Here is an 18720-nt window from a genome sequence, read left to right on the forward strand (position 1 = left end):
CTAAATCTCTTTGGCAATGTAACCCACACCCCTGATAGTCTGGATGTAATCTTCTTCTTTGGCCAGTTTCAGTTTTTTGCGGAGGGAATTAATATATACATCAATCACGCCGGTATTGTATTCAAAATGAATGTCCCAAACGCTCTCAATAATGCGGGTCCGGCGGCATACCTTTCCTTTGTTTCGCAAAAGATATTCAAGTAATCCAAATTCTTTCTGAGTCAGTTTAATCTCCTCAGCTCCTTTGAAAACCTGATGCGACTGGGTATCGACCACAATTGGCCCAAGCTTAAATTCCGACTGCTCGCCGGTTTTTGGCCTGAGCTGCACTTTGATCCTTTCCAGTAATTCATCAAAGCTGAAAGGTTTTTTGATATAATCATTCGCGCCAGCTTGCAAACCAAAAATAGTATCCTGAATCGTATCCCTTGCCGTCAGAAAAATGATAGGTGTTTTATGACCCTGTTTTCTGAATTCCCGGCAAACCTCGATACCGCTTTTGCCCGGCAGCATCCAGTCGATCAGTAGTAAATCATATTCTCCTGTCAAAGCCATTTCCAGCCCCTTTACACCTTCTAACGAAGTATCCACCGCATAGGATTCTTCTTCGAGCCCCTGCTTTAAAAAGTTCAGTATACCGGTTTCGTCTTCAATGATCAGGATTCTCATAGTACTTATTTGATTAGCTTAATGCCGGATTGCAACGAACATCAACAATCTACGAAGTAAAGCATCTGAATTTATAAACTATCTTAATGTTTTCTTAAGATATGCTTAAAAGATCAGATCCTGCCGGAAATAGTAAACACGGCGACCAACATAGGGTACTGGCTAGCATATATGTTTCAGCATGAATATTTAAAATAGACTTTCTCATCTCACTATCATACGATAAAAATTGCAATGATAGCGATTCGATTAACCAGCCTTTTCAAAAAAAGAATAATACGCTCTTTTTGATTTGGTTCTGCTTACCTGTTCAAATTTACATGATGCATGTACTGGTAATGATGAAAAACCAAAAGTAAAAAAGATACTTGATGGAGGAACTTCCTATTTGCCATTTACCTTCCCCTCTCCCAGCCTTTTGTAAAACCAATGTTTAAGTATTTCGGCACTAAATAAATACATGGTAACAATGCCCAAAAGAACCATGTAAAACCTGAACGGCAATGGTGCAAACCCCAGCTTTGCTGTGAAAGGAAGCCAGGGAATACTAAGTGCGATTAAAGCAACCAGTATTGTAGTCCCCATTAGGTATTTTCCGGTTTGGCTCTTAAAAAATGGCTTTCTGGTTCTGACAACCAGCACGATCAAGGTTGCAGACACAACAGATTCAATAAACCAGCCGGTCTGGAATTCTGTCTGAGCTGCTTTGAAGTAATACAAAAGCACACCAAAAGTAAGATAATCAAATACTGAGCTCAGCAGGCCGAACACGATCATGAAACGCTTGATGAATGCAATATCCCATTTCCTGGGTTTCTTGATCCACTCCTCATCCACAGTGTCAGAAGCAATGGTCATTCCCGGAAAATCTGTCAGCAGATTCGTCAGCAATATTTGCTTTGGTAAAAGTGGTAAAAAGCATAAAAACAAGGACGCTCCGGCCATACTGAACATATTGCCAAAATTGGCACTGGTAGCCATGAAAATATATTTCTGGGTATTGGCAAAAGTGCGCCGCCCCTCTTTGATGCCTTCTATAAGAACATTTAAATCCTGATCCAACAGCACGATATCAGCAGCTTCTTTTGCAACATCCACTGCGGTATTAACTGAAATGCCCACATCAGCGGCGTGCAGTGCCGAGGCATCATTAATACCGTCGCCCATATACCCAACTACTTTTCCAGCCTTTTTAAGAGCAATAATAATTCGCTCTTTCTGATTGGGCTCTACTTCGGCAAAAACATCGGTTTTCAGAACCTGGTGTCTTAATGCCTCATCACTCATTTGTCTGAGATTCTCTCCGGATAGAAAAACGGCACCCTTGATTCCAATTTTTTCACTCATACTTTTGGCCACCAGCAAATTATCCCCGGTAATGACTTTGAGGTTGACGCCCAGGTTAGATAGGTTCGTGATCGTTTCATTGATGCCTGTTTTTGGTGGGTCGAACAAAGTCACAAATCCAGCAAAAACCATATTATTTTCATCCTCCTTATGAATCGGGCCATTGTTTTCCCAGTCACGGTACGCAACGCCAAGCGTGCGGTAGCCCGATGCACTTGAAGTCTGATAGTTCTTATTTATTTTTTCCAAAAGTGATGCCAGGGGCACCCTTTTTCCTTTTTCGTCCTCGGCCTCGCTGCAAACGGCAAGCACCTGATTGACCGCACCTTTTGTTACCATCGTAAAGGAACCTTCCATTTTGACCAGTAAAGTCAGCCGTTTCCGGTTAAAATCGTAAGGAATCTCATCCAGCCGCTGCGCCTGCTTGAAGGCAGGGACATCAAATCCTGAAATAGCTTCATCAATTGGATTTTTAAATCCCTGCTGCAAAGAAGCATTCACCTTGGCCAGCGTGATTACTTTCTGACTTTGGATACCAAAACAGTCTGTTCCCTGATACACTTTTACCTTACCCTCCGTCAGCGTCCCCGTTTTATCGGAGCATAACACATCCATGCTGCCAAAATTTTCGATAGAGCTCAACCTTTTGACGATGACATTCTTTTTTGCCATTTCCCTGGCACCCTGAGACAGATTTATTGTAATGATCGCGGGCAACAGCTGCGGTGTAAGCCCTACGGCAATAGCCAGTGTAAACAGAAATGAATCCAGTATGGGTTTGTGCAGGAAAACGTTGATCCCAAAAATTACAATCACTAAAAACATGGTGATCTGCATCAGCAGGTAGCCAAACTTCTTGATACCAATTTCAAATTCTGTAAGTGGAACTTTGTTTTTCAAACTCTGGCTAATGTGCCCGAAGCCCGTAGAAGCTCCTGTGAGCATGACAAGCACGCGGGCCGACCCGCTCACAACATGCGAGCCCATAAAAACGGCATTCGAACGTTTAGCCAGAACCGTGTCAGCTGGTAAAACGCCCGGCATTTTATCAACCGGAAAAGTTTCCCCTGTGAAAGCCGCTTCATCTACAAACAATTCGTTGGATTCAATGATCAGGCAGTCGGCCGGAACCACATCACCTGCATCCAGCACAACAACGTCGCCCGGCACAATTTCTTCAACCGGAATCTCCTTTTCGGTTTGATCGCGAACCACGGCCGTTGTGATACGCACCATGGCTAAAAGCTGAGCAACCGCGTTTCCGGCAGCCCTTTCCTGCCAAAAACCAAGACCACTGCTGATCAGGACAATAACAAAAATAATTACCGCATTGGTATGATCGTTTAAAGAATAAGACAAAGCACACGCCAGCAGCAAAATAATTGTGATCGGACTTTTAAACTGGTTGATAAATAACAAAACGTTTGTCTGGCTGTCAACCGATGCGATACTATTCGCTCCAAATTGTTTTCTAAGCTGATCAATATCTTTTTCAGCCAATCCGGTCACCCTTGAATTAACCTGTTTGAGCGCCTGTTCCAGATTTATTGACCAAAATCCAACATCCTTATTTTCAATTATTTTACCCTTCATTTCAACTAATTTCGATCAATGTCAATATGTTTGTGTTAATAGCCTCCGGAATATTTCGGGCAGCCATCAAAGAAAATAACATATTTGTCAACTCATGAGTAAGTCACCATGAATGCAAAGATGAAAATTACTAAATCCGCAAATGTTACACCACTGGCAGCATAAGTTGTACAAATCACATATCGAAAACCCTTTCAACGGGTGGAATTTGGCAAAAGATCGATAGATTTGTTAGGATTATTTATTGGATATGAAAAACATTCTTTCAATTCTTTTCGCGATCATTGCCTGGATTGCTGTCTTGACACAATATAATTTAATGATAGAAAATAGGGTAACTCCAATTTTTGAAACAACAATTCGCTTCTTTAGTTTTTTTACAATTTTGACAAATTTACTGGTAGCCATATATTTTTCGTTGTCATTGATCAAAACAAGGCAGGGCTACATGTCAATCATTAATAAGCCTGGAACACTAACTGCCGTTACAGTCTACATAACGATTGTTGGGCTGGTTTACCAAGTTATTTTACGGCATACCTGGGAACCCCAAGGCGCACAAAAAATTGTGGACGAATTACTTCACTCGGTGATACCTGTCCTTGTTATTATTTTCTGGTATTTGTTTGAAGAAAAAAAATCGGTGACCTATCAGCAGATACCCAAATGGCTGATTTATCCACTTATTTACCTGATTTATATCTTAATCCGCGGAAGATTTTCTAATTTCTACCCTTATCCATTTGTTGATGCGGGAAGGCTCGGTTTGTCAAAAGTGTTGGCCAATAGCGCAGGGCTAATCGTATTATTTATCTGTATATCAGCCCTATATATCAAAATCGGAAAATTCATTTTGAAAATAAAATGAATAAGTCCGGACGGTGCTTCACATTGTTAAACATCGCTTTAGAATCTTTACGAAAAACCTTATTTTTTAGCCTCCCATAGGACTGGTACTTCCCCTAATGAAGCGCATACTTCTTGCAATAACGAGCAAAAATAATGTCACCTTTATGCAGGCTCGGATTGTGTTGACGGTTTGACTGGATTATTCCTGACGACAGTGAAAATCAAGGCCTGAAAATCATATTTAAATTTACATCTACTCATGAATGGTATAAATAAAGGCGACAACGCGCGTGATTCGGAAATGGAGAAAGCCCAGTCACATATCATCGTTGAAATCATAGAATACATACCCAATGCGGTTCTAAGCAGAACAATCCTCAAAAAATTGACAGGAAATATCACAGCCTCTTCCTTTGCCGCGGGCGAGGAATTAGCTCAGAAATACTCTGCTTTCGATACTTATATTCAAATTATTGACGGAAGTGCTGATATTATTATCGATGGAAAAACCCATAAGCTAAAACTTGGAGAGGGAATTATTATTCCCGCCCACAAACCGAATTCTATGTCAGCCGAAGTACAATTTAAAATGATCTCGACGGTCATTAAAAACGGATATGAGTGAAAATTTGCTGTGCATCTTTTTCTTCGCTGGTATGACCGCCATTGTGGCCAGTCCAATAAGCAAGACGACAATCCCTATCCATAGCGACAAGGTGAAGAGGTTATCATGCTCTTTCACTATTTTGAGCTGGCCCACGTGAATAATCTTTTCTGCGGTAATAAAGTCATACCGATTGAATACAAAAGCAGAGTGCCTGTAAGTATAAAAACAACTCCCGGAATGATATTTCACTCTATGAAACTTTCAGTAATTACAATTGTATAGTTCCTTCAATTGAGCGGGCGGATTGTTACAAAAAAAATACGGATGATTGCATGATTCACTGGTGTGGCTCAACAATGAAGATTTCAAAATAATGGAGTACTGCCGGCTATTTTAAACTTTAAATTAAAGTCATGTTAAGCATAAAAGACCTCAACTTTAATTCTAAAAACCTGTGATATATGTAAGTTATTGACCTCTTAATGTAACCTTTCCGCTTTCAAATAAACGCACCTTTGTAAACCGTGTAACACGCAAAAATCGAAATACATCAACCTTAAATTATTTAAGTCAAGTCCGCCACAAATATGAAAAATATACTGCTTCGAGAAAAAGTAGTTTTGCTCAGAACCGGTAAAATGGTTAAAATTGTGAGAAGAGAGCATATTGAAACTATTTCCCAAAAAACTGATAATCGAGTCGATGTATTTGTCAGAGAGCTTGATCAGGACACTTTCAGTCCTTTTCTGAATGTCAGCCATCCTAAATATTATAAGTTCATAAATCACCTACCCCGACCGTCCGTTATCTTACAGTTGCGATATTCCGGTTTATCAAAAAAAGAAATAGCTTTGATAATTGAGGAGTTTATCTAAGCTGAGTTGTACAAAGTTTAACCATTCGGAATTCACTTATCATGACAAGAATTCTGGTACCCTGTGATTTTTCAAAGTATAACGAGAAGGCGCTGAATTTTGCCCTGCAACTAGCTGCTCAAATCGACGGACATTTGCTTTTAGTAAACGTTGTGTCTGAATCCACCAGCGCAGCAATTACATCGGCACTAAAAATTCATGCACTGGAAAGCTTGACAGCCCTTGTTAAATCCTGCCAAAATTCCGGAATTATTACGCAGCAGAAAATTTTAACCGGGAGGTTTATGCCCTCCATTCTAAAATCTGTAATAAATGACAACATTGATCTGATTGTGATGGGCACGCATGGATCGCGTGGATGGGATGACTTCTTTTTGGGATCGCATATTGAAAAGATCGTCCGGACATCACCTGTTCCGGTATTTGCGGTAAGAGGCTCAGTTAACACCAAATCAATCAATGACATTGTATTTCCATGCGATATGAAGCTTAATCAATTCGAAATGATTGAGCAAATCAAACTTCTTCAAACGCTTTTTCATGCAAGACTTCAAATCCTGCGCATCAACACCGGCTCCTCCTTAAATGACGAAAAAATCAAAGAAAGACTTGAACAATATGCAAAGCATTACCAGCTTGTGAATTTTCGGATTAATGTTTTAAAAAACAAGAATGTAAAAGATGGTATCCTGCATTTTACAAGTGAAAACAATGCAGACATGATCGCTATGATAACGCATAGAAAGCGGGATTTAAAACATTTGTTCTCCCAAAGCACCACGGCCGATGTTGTTAACCATGCCAACGTATTAGTATGGACATGTTGCAGCGAACAACTCTCAGCCAAAACCCCTGCCAAAAATGACGATTAATGAACCTGCAATTACTTCGATTAAGGCTATTGACCTTTCACCCAGGCCAGGCAAAATTTATTGGACAAAAACCAACAGGGAATGGCGGGAAGAGTTTATTTACTTTTTGCTCGTCGACCGTTTTCATGACGATCTGGACAGAAACCCAAGCAATACGAATGGCAGGCAAAACGGCTTTGGCGATGCAGAAGCTTTGCAGAAAATCTGCGGTGGTACATTGAAGGGTATTACAAATCACCTCGATTACATTCGGGACCTGGGTTGTACTGCCCTATGGCTCAGCCCGGTATTTGAAAATAACCTTGCTTCTTATCACGGTTATGCCATTCAGGATTTTCTCAACATCGATCCTCGTTTTGGAACAAAAGAAGATCTGGCAAACCTTGTAGACGCGGCACATGCCATGGATATCAGGGTATTTCTGGATATTGTGCTGCACCATTCCGGCGACAATTGGTTTTATCCACAAGATCAGAATTACTACTATTACGAGGGAGCCGTATTTCCTTTTGGCGGCTGGCGCACAGACAGCAAGCCACTTCCCATTGAGCTGAGAAACCCCGAACTATATTGGAAAAAGGGCCAGATAAGGAATTTCGACAGCTATCCTGAGACCCGTGAAGGAGATTTCCTTTCGCTAAAAAGCTTCAAAAATGATACTTCACCAGAGGCATTGTATGTGCAGCAGATGCTTACCAAAATTCATTGTTACTGGATTAAGGAGGCTGATATAGATGGATTCAGGATAGATGCAGTCAAACACATGGGCGAGGAATATATCAGCCAGTTCTGCTCCCATGTCCGCGAATATGCCTACAAGCTTGGCAAACGTAACTTCTTTCTTTTCGGTGAGCTGGTAGGGCCGGAGGAGATGTACAACAAATACATTGGCCCCAAAACATCTGTTGTGGTGGAAGACAAAGCCATTTATTTTGGTTTGAATTCCGTTCTTGACTTTCCATTATATCATATTCTTGCTGATGTCATCAAAGGTATTGCAACGCCAGACAGCCTCATTGACCGTTATGAATCGCTTCGAAAAAACGCGTTAAACCGCGGAGAGTTTGGCGAGTTTCTGGTCACTTTTATCGACAACCATGATCAGGTAGGACAAATTTTCAAAAAGCGGTTTGGCAATGGGGCGACAGAAAATCAGATCATTGCCGGTATTGGTTGTTTGTTATGCGCGCTTGGCACGCCCTGTATTTACTACGGAACTGAGCAAGGATTTAACGGAGCAGGACAAGGTGATTTTAACATTCGTGAGGCCATGTTTAGTATGCAGGACTATCACTTAAATGCATTAAACAAGTCAAACCGAATTTACAAAGAAATCGCTTTTATAGCAGCTCTGAGAAAGGAAAGTCCTGTTTTAAAGTTTGGCAGAATGTACATGCGGGAGCTTTCGGATGATGGTCAAAATTTCCATTTGCCTATTTATAAAAAATGTCTTCTCGCTTTTTCAAGAGTACTTTATGATGAGGAAATTGTAGTAGCCTATAACAGTTCGCTCAGTGACCAGGATGAAGAATACATTCTCGTAGATCCGCTGCTCAACCCCGAAGGAAATAAATTCAAATTTCTATATGGCCAGTCGGGACATATCAGTGTATTGCGAAACGAGGAAGGGAACAGGCATTTTATCAAGCTTAAACTTGAACCGTCACAATTTGTCATACTTACAAATAGTGCACTTTAAATAACAATAGCAACGGTTGTAGTGCTCAAAAACCAGTCATCAGAAATACTTATAAGCACTTCCAACCTACTTAAAACATTCTTTTTAAATTTCAGCAAAAACATGTCAAAACAGCCTGAACCAAAAGTTTCAAAAGGGCGTGAAAATGATACAGATCCAGAGAAAGGTCTTTCAAAGGAAGAAGCCGAGGCACGTACTGCCCAATTTGGACTTAATGAGCTGGAACTGGTGAAACCTGAAAATATCTGGCTCATAGTACTCAGGCAGTTCAACAGTGTGATTGTATATATTTTGGCTGCGGCAGGCATTGTTTCTTTTATTCTGGGAGATGAACTTGAAAGTTTTACCATCATAGCAGTTATTTTAATCAATGCGATAACTGGTTTTACGCTGGAATACAATGCCCGGCAATCTATGGAAGCGTTGCGCAAGCTGGACGTAACACCGGCAAGGGTTATACGTGACGGCCAGATACAAGAAATCCCATCGGAGCAGGTTACAATTGGAGATATATTGGTTTTGGAAGCAGGCGACCTTGTTGCTGCTGATGCTTCAATTATTGAACGCAATCAACTCCGGGTCGATGAATCGGCATTAACCGGAGAGTCTCTACCATCTGAAAAAAGTCTGGATCCTTCATACGAAAATGCCCCGCTGGGTGATCAGCATAACAATTTATTCAAAGGCACTGCCATCACCGATGGAAATGCCAAGGCCATCGTGACCGGAATTGGCCAGTTGACCGAGCTTGGCAAAATTGCCACCATGGTGCATCAGGCCAAGCGGACAGCCACTCCCCTGGAAGGAAAACTGAATAGTTTGACAAAGGTGCTGATCTGGGTAACCCTTGGCATGGCGCTGGCATTTTTGGTTGTTGGCCTGCTACGCGGACAGGAGATAAAACAGTTGATTGAAACGGCAGTAGCACTTGCCATTGCCGCTATTCCCGAAGGAATGTCCATTGTTGCCACGGTTGCTCTCGCTTACGGAATGCTGCGGTTAGCAGAGAAAAAAGTGATCGTAAAACGTCTTTCAGCCGTAGAGACACTGGGAGGGACCAACGTCATTTTTACTGATAAAACGGGCACGCTTACCCAAAATAAAATTGAAGTACATGCCCTGCACTTTTCCGGAAACGATCTGACGATTCGTCTTCACCCCCAAAAAAAAGGTTTAGAGGCCATGGAAGTAATAACGGGGGATCAGAAACTGATAAAATCTAAAGAAATGCAGATGCTCAGCATGACCGGCGCTTTGGCTAACAATGCACAATTGGATGGTAAAAATAAAAAAAATTTAGGCGATCCTGTTGAAGTTGCCCTGCTACTTTTCGCAACTGCCTGTGGCATTGATATCAATAAACTGAATAATGATTACAAACGGAAAGCTGAAAAAGCTTTCAGCTCCGATACCCGCATTATGGCCACGCTGCATCACGCAGGATCGGGATATTTTATATCAGTAAAAGGTGCCATTGAGGAAGTGTCAGCTCTGTGCAGTTGGGAAAATGAGGAGCAGCGAAATAAAGAACTTGAAGTTTCCGAAGTCATGGCCGCAGATGGGCTCCGGACGTTGGCTTTTGCTTACCGCCAAACCAATAAAAAACCCGGAAACAATTTTACCTCTGAAGAAAAACTTACCTATCTGGGGTTGATTGGATTTCTGGATCCGCCCAGAAAAGAAGTAACAAAATCATTGAATGCCTGCCACCACGCGGGAATCAAAATCATTATGGTTACCGGTGACCACCCTGCCACTTCGCTAAAAATTGCGAAAGAGGTAAAACTTGTCGGGGAGGATGAGGTATTGGTTCTGACTGGGAAAGATCTGGAATCATTTGACTTTAATTCTGAGACTGATCGAAAAAAAATGATGGACTGCAAAGTTTTCGCCAGGGTAAATCCTGCCCAAAAACTTGATATGATTGATTTTTACCAAAAACAAGGAGACATTGTAGCCATGACCGGCGATGGTGTAAATGATGCGCCTGCCTTAAAAAAATCGGATATAGGCATTGCCATGGGGCTTCGAGGCACTGCCGTGGCGGCCGAAGCTGCCGATATGGTGCTTAAAGATGATTCGTTCGCTTCCATTGTCCACGCCATTGAGCAAGGCAGGGTGATTTTTGAGAACATCAGAAAATTCATCGTCTTTCTACTATCGTGCAATATGAGTGAGATTTTCGTGGTCACTTTTGCAGGTTTTCTAAATGTAGGAAACCCGCTGCTGCCTTTACAGATTCTGTTTATCAATATCATCACGGATATTTTCCCGGCACTTGCGTTGGGCGTTGGAAAGGATAATGAAAAGCTCATGAAATCTGCTCCCAGAGACCCTAAAAAATCCCTTCTCGAAGCCGCAGACTGGAAAAGGATTTTATTTTATGCAATGGTCATGACCGCATCGGTTCTTGGCTGTTATTGGTATGCTACAACTGGCTTGGGAATGAACACAGCCGAAGGAAATACGATCACTTTTTACGCACTTTCTCTGGCGCAATTGCTGCATGTTTTCAACCTGCATACAGGTAAACGCCGATTTTTTAATAATGAAATCACACGCAACAAGTTCATTTGGATGGCATTAATACTCTGTATTGCGATCATGCTGGCGACTTATTTTATCCCTTTACTACGGCAGGTTCTTTCTTTACAACCGATGGGGATAGCTTCTCTGGAACTGATACTGGGAGCCGGGATAGCACCGATCATCGTCATCCAAGCCGTTCGACTTCTATTTCCTGCGTACTGGGAAATCAAAAATTGATCATTGGATCTTTCATTTAAAACCGCTTTACTGATTCAAATCCTGTCATAATGTGTGATTGATGCAACTTGTATATTTTTTTGTGTAACACTTCACCGTGGATCAGTCACTAACTTTACAGCCTATTGCAGCCATTTGTAAAATTCCAGATCATGCATACGAAAGACAAAAATGAAAAAGGGAAAGATACTGAAATGGAAAAATCAACGCCGCACATCATTGTTGAAATCATCGAGTATCTCCCCAACGCCATGGTAAGTAAAACAATCATAAAAAAGTCAACCGGGAACATCACGATTTCCTCCTTTGACGCCGGAGAAGAGCTCGCAGAAAAATCTTCCGCTTTTGATACTTATATACAGATCATTGACGGAGCAGCGGAAGTTATGATCAGTGGCAAAAAGCATAAACTTAAATTGGGGCAGGGCATTATTATCCCGGCTAATGCAACCAATTCGTTTAACGCCAGTGTACAGTTCAAAATGCTCTCAACAGTTATCAAAAGTAGTTATGAGTGATGTAAGTGAAATAAAAACATTATTTTAGATATAGAAGAAACTTTGCTCACTAACGGATGGAAATCCCAGAAGGATTTATAAATAGATGATGGATTTTTATTAATCCAAATCGCCCGAAGCATGGATTTTAAGACATTACATTTTCGGAACCTCAGCCAGGTAAAGGCAGACATCAAAACCTGCTGATTTGTTGAAAAAGTCAAAACACAACTTACAGATGGCAACATAAACTAACTTCCTGAAATTGTTTTAAATGAAGATAAATAGCGCAAAAACACTGTCTATACTCGTTATCAATGCCGGTTCATCCAGTATTAAGTTCGCACTATATCAAAATGACCAGGAGCCGAAGGTGCTGTTCAAAGGAAAGTTGGAAAATATTGGAATCCAAAACACCACTGCTACTTTCAGCACTAGCATCACCGAAAAAAAACAAAATCTTCTTCTTCATACCAATGACTATTCCCATGCATCAAACTTCCTGACCGGGTGGCTCGAAAAGCAGGAAGGATTTAATGAAATTAGCGCAATCGGTCACAGGATCGTTCATGGCATGCAGCATACAGAGCCACAGCTCATCACGGATGAACTGATCGAAAACCTAAAAAAAATAAGTCCATACGACCCCGAACATCTGCCCCAGGAAATTAAGCTGATCGAACTCTTTAGCAAACATTATCCCGAAATTAAACAAGTGGCATGTTTTGATACCAGCTTCCATTCAACCATGCCCACTGTTGCAAAGCTATTACCAATTCCTCGCAAATATACAGAAAAGGGCATCCGCCGATATGGGTTCCATGGACTGTCTTATGCTTACCTGATCCATGAACTCGAAAGATTAACCGATAAAAAAACGGCCCATGGGAAGGTTATCCTGGCACATCTGGGAAATGGAGCAAGTCTTGCAGCTGTAAAAAACAGTCATAGTATTGATACCACGATGAGTTTCACACCAGCTTCCGGTGTTGTAATGAGTAGCCGTACAGGAGATCTTGATCCGGGAGTGGCCTGGTATTTGATGCAGTTTGAAAAATTAAGTCCAAAACAATTTGACCATCTTGTTAATCACGAGTCTGGATTACTGGGCGTTTCCGAAACGAGTTCCGACATGCGGGAACTATTAAAAATTGAACTTCGTGATTATCGCGCTGCCGAAGCTGTAAACCTGTTTTGTTACGATGTAAAAAAAACAATCGGTTCGTTTGCTGCCATTCTCGGAGGTGTGGATACACTGATTTTCTCAGGGGGGATCGGTGAAAATATTCCTCTGGTCCGCAAACGCATCTGTGAAGGACTTGACTTTTTAGGCATTGAAATAGATTTAGATCGTAATGAAAAAAATGATACCGTTATTTCCAGCAATTCAGGCAAAGTAACGATCCGCGTTATTCCCACCAATGAAGAATTAATGATAGCCAGGCTGGTCAGTCAGGTTTTGGATGTCAACATCAAAAATTAACGATCCGATATAACCTCACAAAATCCCGCGTCATCCTATCAGTTCATGACCACTAAGATTAAAATCATGAAAAAAATACTTGTTACAACCGATTTTTCCACTGCATCCAAAGCGGCTTTACGCTTTGCAATCCAGTTAAAAACACAGCACCCGTTTGAACTTACTTTCTTTCATTCATTCCATGTGACATCCCCGACGGCATGGAGCGCAAGCAAGATCCAGGCGCATGAAACTGCGGAGCGAAAAAAAATACAGGAAAAGCTTGATCTATTTGTGAAGGAAGTTTATCAGGATTTAAAAATAGAACACGAACCCTCGGCCTGTATCATCAAAAGTTCTGTGATAACGCAGAGTAATATCATGGACCATGCCGCCGGGCATCACTTTGATTTCATTTGCATCAGCACCCGTGGAGCAGGGAGATTGAAAAGATTGCTTGGAACAAACACTGCAAATATCATAAACCATTCAACGGTACCGGTAATCGCAGTTCCGCACAATTACAAATTAAAAAAAATCACAAAAATACTTTATGCCTCTGACCTTGCTGAGCTGGACTCAGAATTAAAAAAGGTAACCGAATTTGCCGGTGCTATCAAGGCTGATGTGGAAGTATTTCATTTTACGACATATCTTGAAGCTTACACCAATCCCAAAGCAATTGAAAAAGCGTCAGAGGCTTTGGAGAAAGTTAATATTAAAGTGAACATAAAATTTTCAGCTCCTTTCCCGAATTTAGTTTCACTCATCGAAGCAGCCACGACAAAAACTAAACCATCGATGCTTGTCATGTTTACGCAACACCACAGGACACTTTTTGACAAAATATTTTCGCCTAGCGCATCCGCTGAATATTCTTATCATCCGCATGTTCCGCTGTTGGTTTTTAACAAGGCGCAGTGGGATTAGATTATTCTTATCATCAGTATACTTAATAAGAAATGTAAATCTGATGGAATATAAAATTGAAATATGCTCAGCCTGAATACCAAAACTGACTCCCTTTAAAATTCCCTATATTTGAAATATAAAACCTTTGGCAATGGATACAAGTAAAACCCGCCTTCCTATGCCCACAGCCCAGACCAACGCCCACAAGGGCCTCACCGACAGCCTGGTTACGCAATCCCGCATAACACATGGGGAAAACAAGGTGGCAGATACAAGCAAAAATGGCTTTCTGTCGGCGGTATTAGATCTGGTCAAGGAACCTATGCTGATCATACTGGTTGTTGCAGCAGGAATTTATTTTTTAACGGGCTCTACCGGTGAGGGCTTGTTTATGCTCGGTGCCATTATCCTCATTTCGGCAATATCCGTGTACCAGGATACCAAAAGCCGCAATGCCCTTGAAGAGTTAAAAACACTCACACAACCCAAATGCTCTGTCATCAGAAATGGCATTGTTATAGAGATCTCGCGGGAGGAAATCGTCATTGGCGACTGCCTGATACTGGAAGAAGGCAACAAAATTCCGGCAGATGGTTTTGTACTTGAGGCCCACGACTTTTCGGTGAATGAATCGATATTAACAGGCGAGTCAATGGCGGTGGTAAAAACCGAACCCGGTGAAAAAATATTCCAGGGGACACTTGTGGCCAGCGGAAGGGCTGTTTGTGAAATTGACGCGATAGGAAACGGCACCAATCTGGGAAAGATCGGTCTTAGTCTTGAATCCATAGAACAAGAGGCAACGCCGCTGCAAATCCAGATCACAGACTTCGTTAAAAAAATGGCGATTGTAGGTATCGTCGTTTTCCTGATCGTCTGGGGTATCAATTTTTATCGCTCACATCTTTTTTTAGACAGTTTGCTAAAAGCACTTGCCTTGGCAATGAGCATCTTACCCGAAGAGATACCTGTTGCATTCACCACGTTTATGGCACTGGGTGCCTGGCGTCTGATGAAAATGGGGATTATCGTCAAAAAAACACAAACCATCGAAACCCTTGGCAGCGCAACAGTCATTTGTACAGATAAAACCGGCACAATTACCGAGAATAAAATGACATTGGCCAGCTTATTTCTGCCAGTTTCCAATGCGTTGATGGTACCAGACCAAAACCTGAACGATGAAGGTCAAAAACTAATTTCAATGGCCATGTGGTCCAGCGAGCCCGAGCCCTTTGACGCAATGGAGGTAGCGCTGCATGAAGCTTATGGCAAACGTATTCAAAGCGATCTTCGACCTGATTTTAAACTGGTCCATGAATACCCCCTGGAAGGAAAACCTCCCATGATGACCCATGTTTTTGAAAATAGTAGTGGTGAAAGAATAATAGCCGCGAAAGGAGCACCCGAAGCAATTATGGCTGTTTCGGATTTAACCGAATCCGCAAAGAGTGCCATTTTCGATGCCATGACAACACTTACAAGTGAAGGCTACCGCTTATTGGGTGTTGGTGAAAGCAAATTTGCGGGTAATGATTTTCCAGAAAAACAGCAGCAGATAAAATTTCAGTTTATGGGCCTTGTTGCATTCTACGATCCGCCAAAGGCCAACATCCGAACGGTATTTGAGTCGTTTTATAAGGCCGGGATTCAGGTTAAAATCATAACCGGTGACAATGCCGCTACCACGCAGAACATCGCCAGACAAATCGGATTTCAAGGAGCAGACCAGGCGATTTCGGGTGACGAGCTCATGCGCATGGACGACCAGACTTTACAGCAATGTGTACTTGAAAAGCAGATTTTTGCGCGCATGTTTCCGGAAGCAAAACTGAAAGTTATCAACGCACTTAAGGAACAGGGACAAATTGTGGCCATGACCGGCGATGGCGTCAATGACGGCCCTGCATTAAAAGCGGCACATATAGGTATTGCTATGGGTAAAAAGGGAACTGAAATTGCCAAACAAGCTGCCTCTCTCATTTTGGTTGATGACGATCTTGGAAAAATGGTTGATGCTGTGGCGATGGGACGAAAAATTTATGTCAGCCTTAAAAACGCAATCCGTTACATTATCTCCATTCACATTCCAATCATTCTGACAGTTTTCATTCCTCTGGCGTTGAACTGGAAATACCCATCTATCTTCACACCGGTGCATATCATATTTTTTGAGCTGATCATGGGCCCCACCTGCTCGATTATTTATGAAAATGAACCGATGCAGCAAAATCTGCTTTTACAAAAACCAAGACCAGCCACATCCACATTTTTCAACCTGAAAGAATTGTCGGTAAGCATTGTACAAGGATTGGTTATTACGATCGGAATGCTTTTAATCTATCAATTTGCCGTTTCAAACCAGTATGACGAATCACTCACCAGATCCATGGTCTTTATTGGACTGTTATCTGCCAATGTGTTTTTGACGTTGATCAACAGATCGTTTTATTATTCTGTTCTTACCACTTTAAGATATAAAAATAACCTGGTGACGCTGATCGTTGGTATCACTGTTTTACTTTCAGTACTGATTTTTGTAATCCCGGGCGTTAATCGCTTTTTTAGTCTGGAAGCTGTTAATCTGCGACAGTTACTGATCAGCATCGGCATTGGATTTGCCTGCACAATCTGGTATGAAGGCGTCAAATTTTACAATAGGAAAAAGTCTCCTGTCTGACTTGATAACTTAATATTTAACCAAACGAATATATGTCAAGGCACCTTGAACAGGTTAACAGTTACATCAATTACTGGTGGACATTTCTGATATCAGGGCTAATTTTGATCTTACTGGCCATATTTGTGTATGCAAATCCTGATATTACCTACGCTGCATTAAGCCTGGCATTCGCAATGGTGTTTGTAACTAATGGAATATTGGAAATGACATTTGCGATCAGTAGCCATAAGTCGTTAATTGGCTGGGGATGGTATGTGGCAGGAGGCATTTTCGACTTATTTATCGCGATTGTATTTTTTACCAATCCTATCCTTGCCGCAGCCTCGTTGCCACTTTTTGTTGGGTTCTGGCTGCTGATCCGAAGTGTCCTATTATTAGGCAGGAGCTTTCAAATTAAGAAAAAAGGGCTTGCTGACTGGCCCTGGCTTTTGTTTTCAGGGCTGGCAGGGCTATTCTTTTCACTGGTAAATATTTACAATCCTTTATTCGGATCTGATGTTGTCATTTTTTGGACCGCCGCCGCATTGCTGGTGGTAGGAATTTTCTATCTGCACTTCAGTATGCGGATACGAAAAACGCAGCATTGGATAATAAGCAAGTAAATACCTGATTATTAATCTAAAAATCAGTACCAAGTCGTTTTAGAGAGAAATTGTTTTAACTATCACTCTTCCCTCCCTTTCAAAAGTACAAACCGCTGATTTGCTGCCTGGCATCATCGCCAGTTTTGGGTATTGGCCGTTACCCAAAACATGTGAATGCAAGTCTCCCGGTCTCCGAAACTGAATGGTACTATCTTGCTGCCAGGCGATTGCAGTGCCATTAGCAGCTTGAAGAATGACAGGCGTCCGGCCAATACCAAGCTTAATTTCCTGCATTCCGGGTTTTGATATAAAAACCTCCGTCTGCCTGCGCCAGACCGTAGTAATATTACCTTTTGCATCGACTGAGATATCACCGCCATCCATCGGACAAGCGTTGATCAGGTAATTTCCCACACCCAGTTTCTGCGCACTTCCGAAATGCCGACCGTTATCTTTTGAAGTAATCAGGTACATATTGCGTGCGCCGTCGAGTTTGTTACGGAACATGACGTGTATCTGCCCCGCTCCATCAATCACGGCAGATGGCTTACAGCAGTCACAAATACCTTCCTGACTGCCTTTATAAATAAGCTGGTTTTTTTCCCAGGTTAATCCTCCGTCGCTTGAAGAGGACCCGAATAAATTGTTATTCCCAAGACGGCTGTCAAGCCAGACTGTAAACAACCTGTTATCTTTTCCGGCACTAAGTCCGGATAACGCTTCCTTTGCAGTGGTATCCGAATCATTAACCCTGACCGGCGCAGACCATTTGTTGGTAGCCTTGTTTAAACTAACTGCAAAAAGATTTCCGTGATGATCGCCGACGGTTATCACTGTATAGTCTTTTGTTGTAGCGATCTGCGGCCCGCGGCCCATACCCAGCCCCATATTTGAAAAGTTGCCAATCAGATAAGGTTTGGAATAAGAAACCCCGCCATCCTGGGAACTTATAAAATAAAGATCTTTTTCCTTACCCGTTTTAACTCCGTATACAATCCGGATGGTGCCTTTATCATCAACAGAAATTTCTGGCTGGCTACCTGTCCCAAGGTTATGCTCCGTGATTGATGGGTTATCGCGCCTGATATTTCCTTGTAAAATAAGAAAAAGGGCCAAAAAGACCAACCTTGATTTTGATAGCGGCATAATCTGTTTTTTAAGATTTCAACATTCAATTTCTAAACTTTAAGCAACATTGCAATGCATTTTATTTTCATAAAATTCTTTAACCTGTAATTATGTAAGCGTTGCCCATAATTCTATAATTAGCTTATAACTTTAATGATGATATTTGTGTTGTAGAAA

14 protein-coding genes are annotated in these 18720 nt (G+C 41.7%); 11 read left to right on the plus strand and 3 right to left on the minus strand.

Annotated elements, in window-relative coordinates:
- Nucleotides 1–669: a response regulator transcription factor gene (locus FZF08_RS27635; protein ID WP_159476714.1), complete on the minus strand. Its 669-nt coding sequence runs from the start codon at nucleotides 667–669 to the stop codon at nucleotides 1–3.
- Nucleotides 670–1053: 384 nt separating this feature from the next.
- Nucleotides 1054–3609 (minus strand): magnesium-translocating P-type ATPase, encoded by a 2556-nt coding sequence (gene mgtA / locus FZF08_RS27640; protein ID WP_159476717.1) that lies wholly within the window; start codon nucleotides 3607–3609, stop codon nucleotides 1054–1056.
- A 319-nt stretch (nucleotides 3610–3928) separates the two neighbouring features.
- On the opposite strand from mgtA, the gene FZF08_RS27645 reads away from it, so the two are divergent.
- The 11 genes from FZF08_RS27645 to FZF08_RS27695 all read left to right on the plus strand — a co-directional run bounded on the left by FZF08_RS27645 (nucleotide 3929) and on the right by FZF08_RS27695 (nucleotide 17433).
- Entirely contained in the window at nucleotides 3929–4477 is a 549-nt protein-coding gene (locus tag FZF08_RS27645) for a Pr6Pr family membrane protein (RefSeq protein WP_229216724.1), read from the plus strand.
- A 240-nt stretch (nucleotides 4478–4717) separates the two neighbouring features.
- Nucleotides 4718–5083 carry a cupin domain-containing protein gene (locus FZF08_RS27650; protein ID WP_159476723.1) on the plus strand — a complete coding sequence of 122 codons (366 nt, stop codon included), beginning with the start codon at nucleotides 4718–4720 and terminating at the stop codon, nucleotides 5081–5083.
- A gap of 569 nt (nucleotides 5084–5652) precedes the next feature.
- Nucleotides 5653–5940 (plus strand): hypothetical protein, encoded by a 288-nt coding sequence (locus FZF08_RS27655; RefSeq protein WP_159476725.1) that lies wholly within the window; start codon nucleotides 5653–5655, stop codon nucleotides 5938–5940.
- 41 nt (nucleotides 5941–5981) lie between these two features.
- Nucleotides 5982–6812, plus strand: coding sequence for a universal stress protein (locus FZF08_RS27660; RefSeq protein ID WP_159476728.1), 831 nt, complete (start codon nucleotides 5982–5984; stop codon nucleotides 6810–6812).
- Entirely contained in the window at nucleotides 6802–8511 is a 1710-nt protein-coding gene (locus FZF08_RS27665) for an alpha-amylase family glycosyl hydrolase (RefSeq protein WP_229216722.1), read from the plus strand. Before FZF08_RS27660 ends, FZF08_RS27665 begins: the two co-directional genes overlap by 11 nt.
- A 102-nt stretch (nucleotides 8512–8613) precedes the next feature.
- Nucleotides 8614–11277: a cation-transporting P-type ATPase gene (locus FZF08_RS27670; protein ID WP_159476731.1), complete on the plus strand. Its 2664-nt coding sequence runs from the start codon at nucleotides 8614–8616 to the stop codon at nucleotides 11275–11277.
- A gap of 152 nt (nucleotides 11278–11429) precedes the next feature.
- On the plus strand, nucleotides 11430–11795 hold the full coding sequence (locus FZF08_RS27675; RefSeq protein ID WP_159476734.1) for a cupin domain-containing protein: 366 nt from the start codon (nucleotides 11430–11432) through the stop codon (nucleotides 11793–11795).
- Nucleotides 11796–12048: 253 nt separating this feature from the next.
- Complete coding sequence (locus tag FZF08_RS27680) at nucleotides 12049–13257, plus strand: acetate/propionate family kinase (RefSeq protein WP_159476737.1); 1209 nt, start codon at nucleotides 12049–12051, stop codon at nucleotides 13255–13257.
- A gap of 66 nt (nucleotides 13258–13323) precedes the next feature.
- Nucleotides 13324–14166, plus strand: a complete 843-nt coding sequence (locus FZF08_RS27685) for a universal stress protein (RefSeq protein WP_159476740.1) — start codon at nucleotides 13324–13326, stop codon at nucleotides 14164–14166.
- A 133-nt stretch (nucleotides 14167–14299) separates the two neighbouring features.
- Nucleotides 14300–16828, plus strand: a complete 2529-nt coding sequence (locus FZF08_RS27690; protein ID WP_229216723.1) for a cation-translocating P-type ATPase — start codon at nucleotides 14300–14302, stop codon at nucleotides 16826–16828.
- A gap of 32 nt (nucleotides 16829–16860) precedes the next feature.
- Entirely contained in the window at nucleotides 16861–17433 is a 573-nt protein-coding gene (locus FZF08_RS27695) for an HdeD family acid-resistance protein (RefSeq protein WP_159476743.1), read from the plus strand.
- A 39-nt stretch (nucleotides 17434–17472) separates the two neighbouring features.
- On the opposite strand, the gene FZF08_RS27700 is transcribed toward FZF08_RS27695, so the two are convergent.
- Nucleotides 17473–18561, minus strand: coding sequence for an exo-alpha-sialidase (locus FZF08_RS27700; RefSeq protein ID WP_159476746.1), 1089 nt, complete (start codon nucleotides 18559–18561; stop codon nucleotides 17473–17475).
- Nucleotides 18562–18720 lie beyond the last annotated feature (159 nt).

Origin of the sequence: Dyadobacter sp. 3J3 (genome assembly GCF_009801115.1) — a bacterium.
Taxonomy (GTDB): Bacteria; Bacteroidota; Bacteroidia; order Cytophagales; family Spirosomataceae; genus Dyadobacter.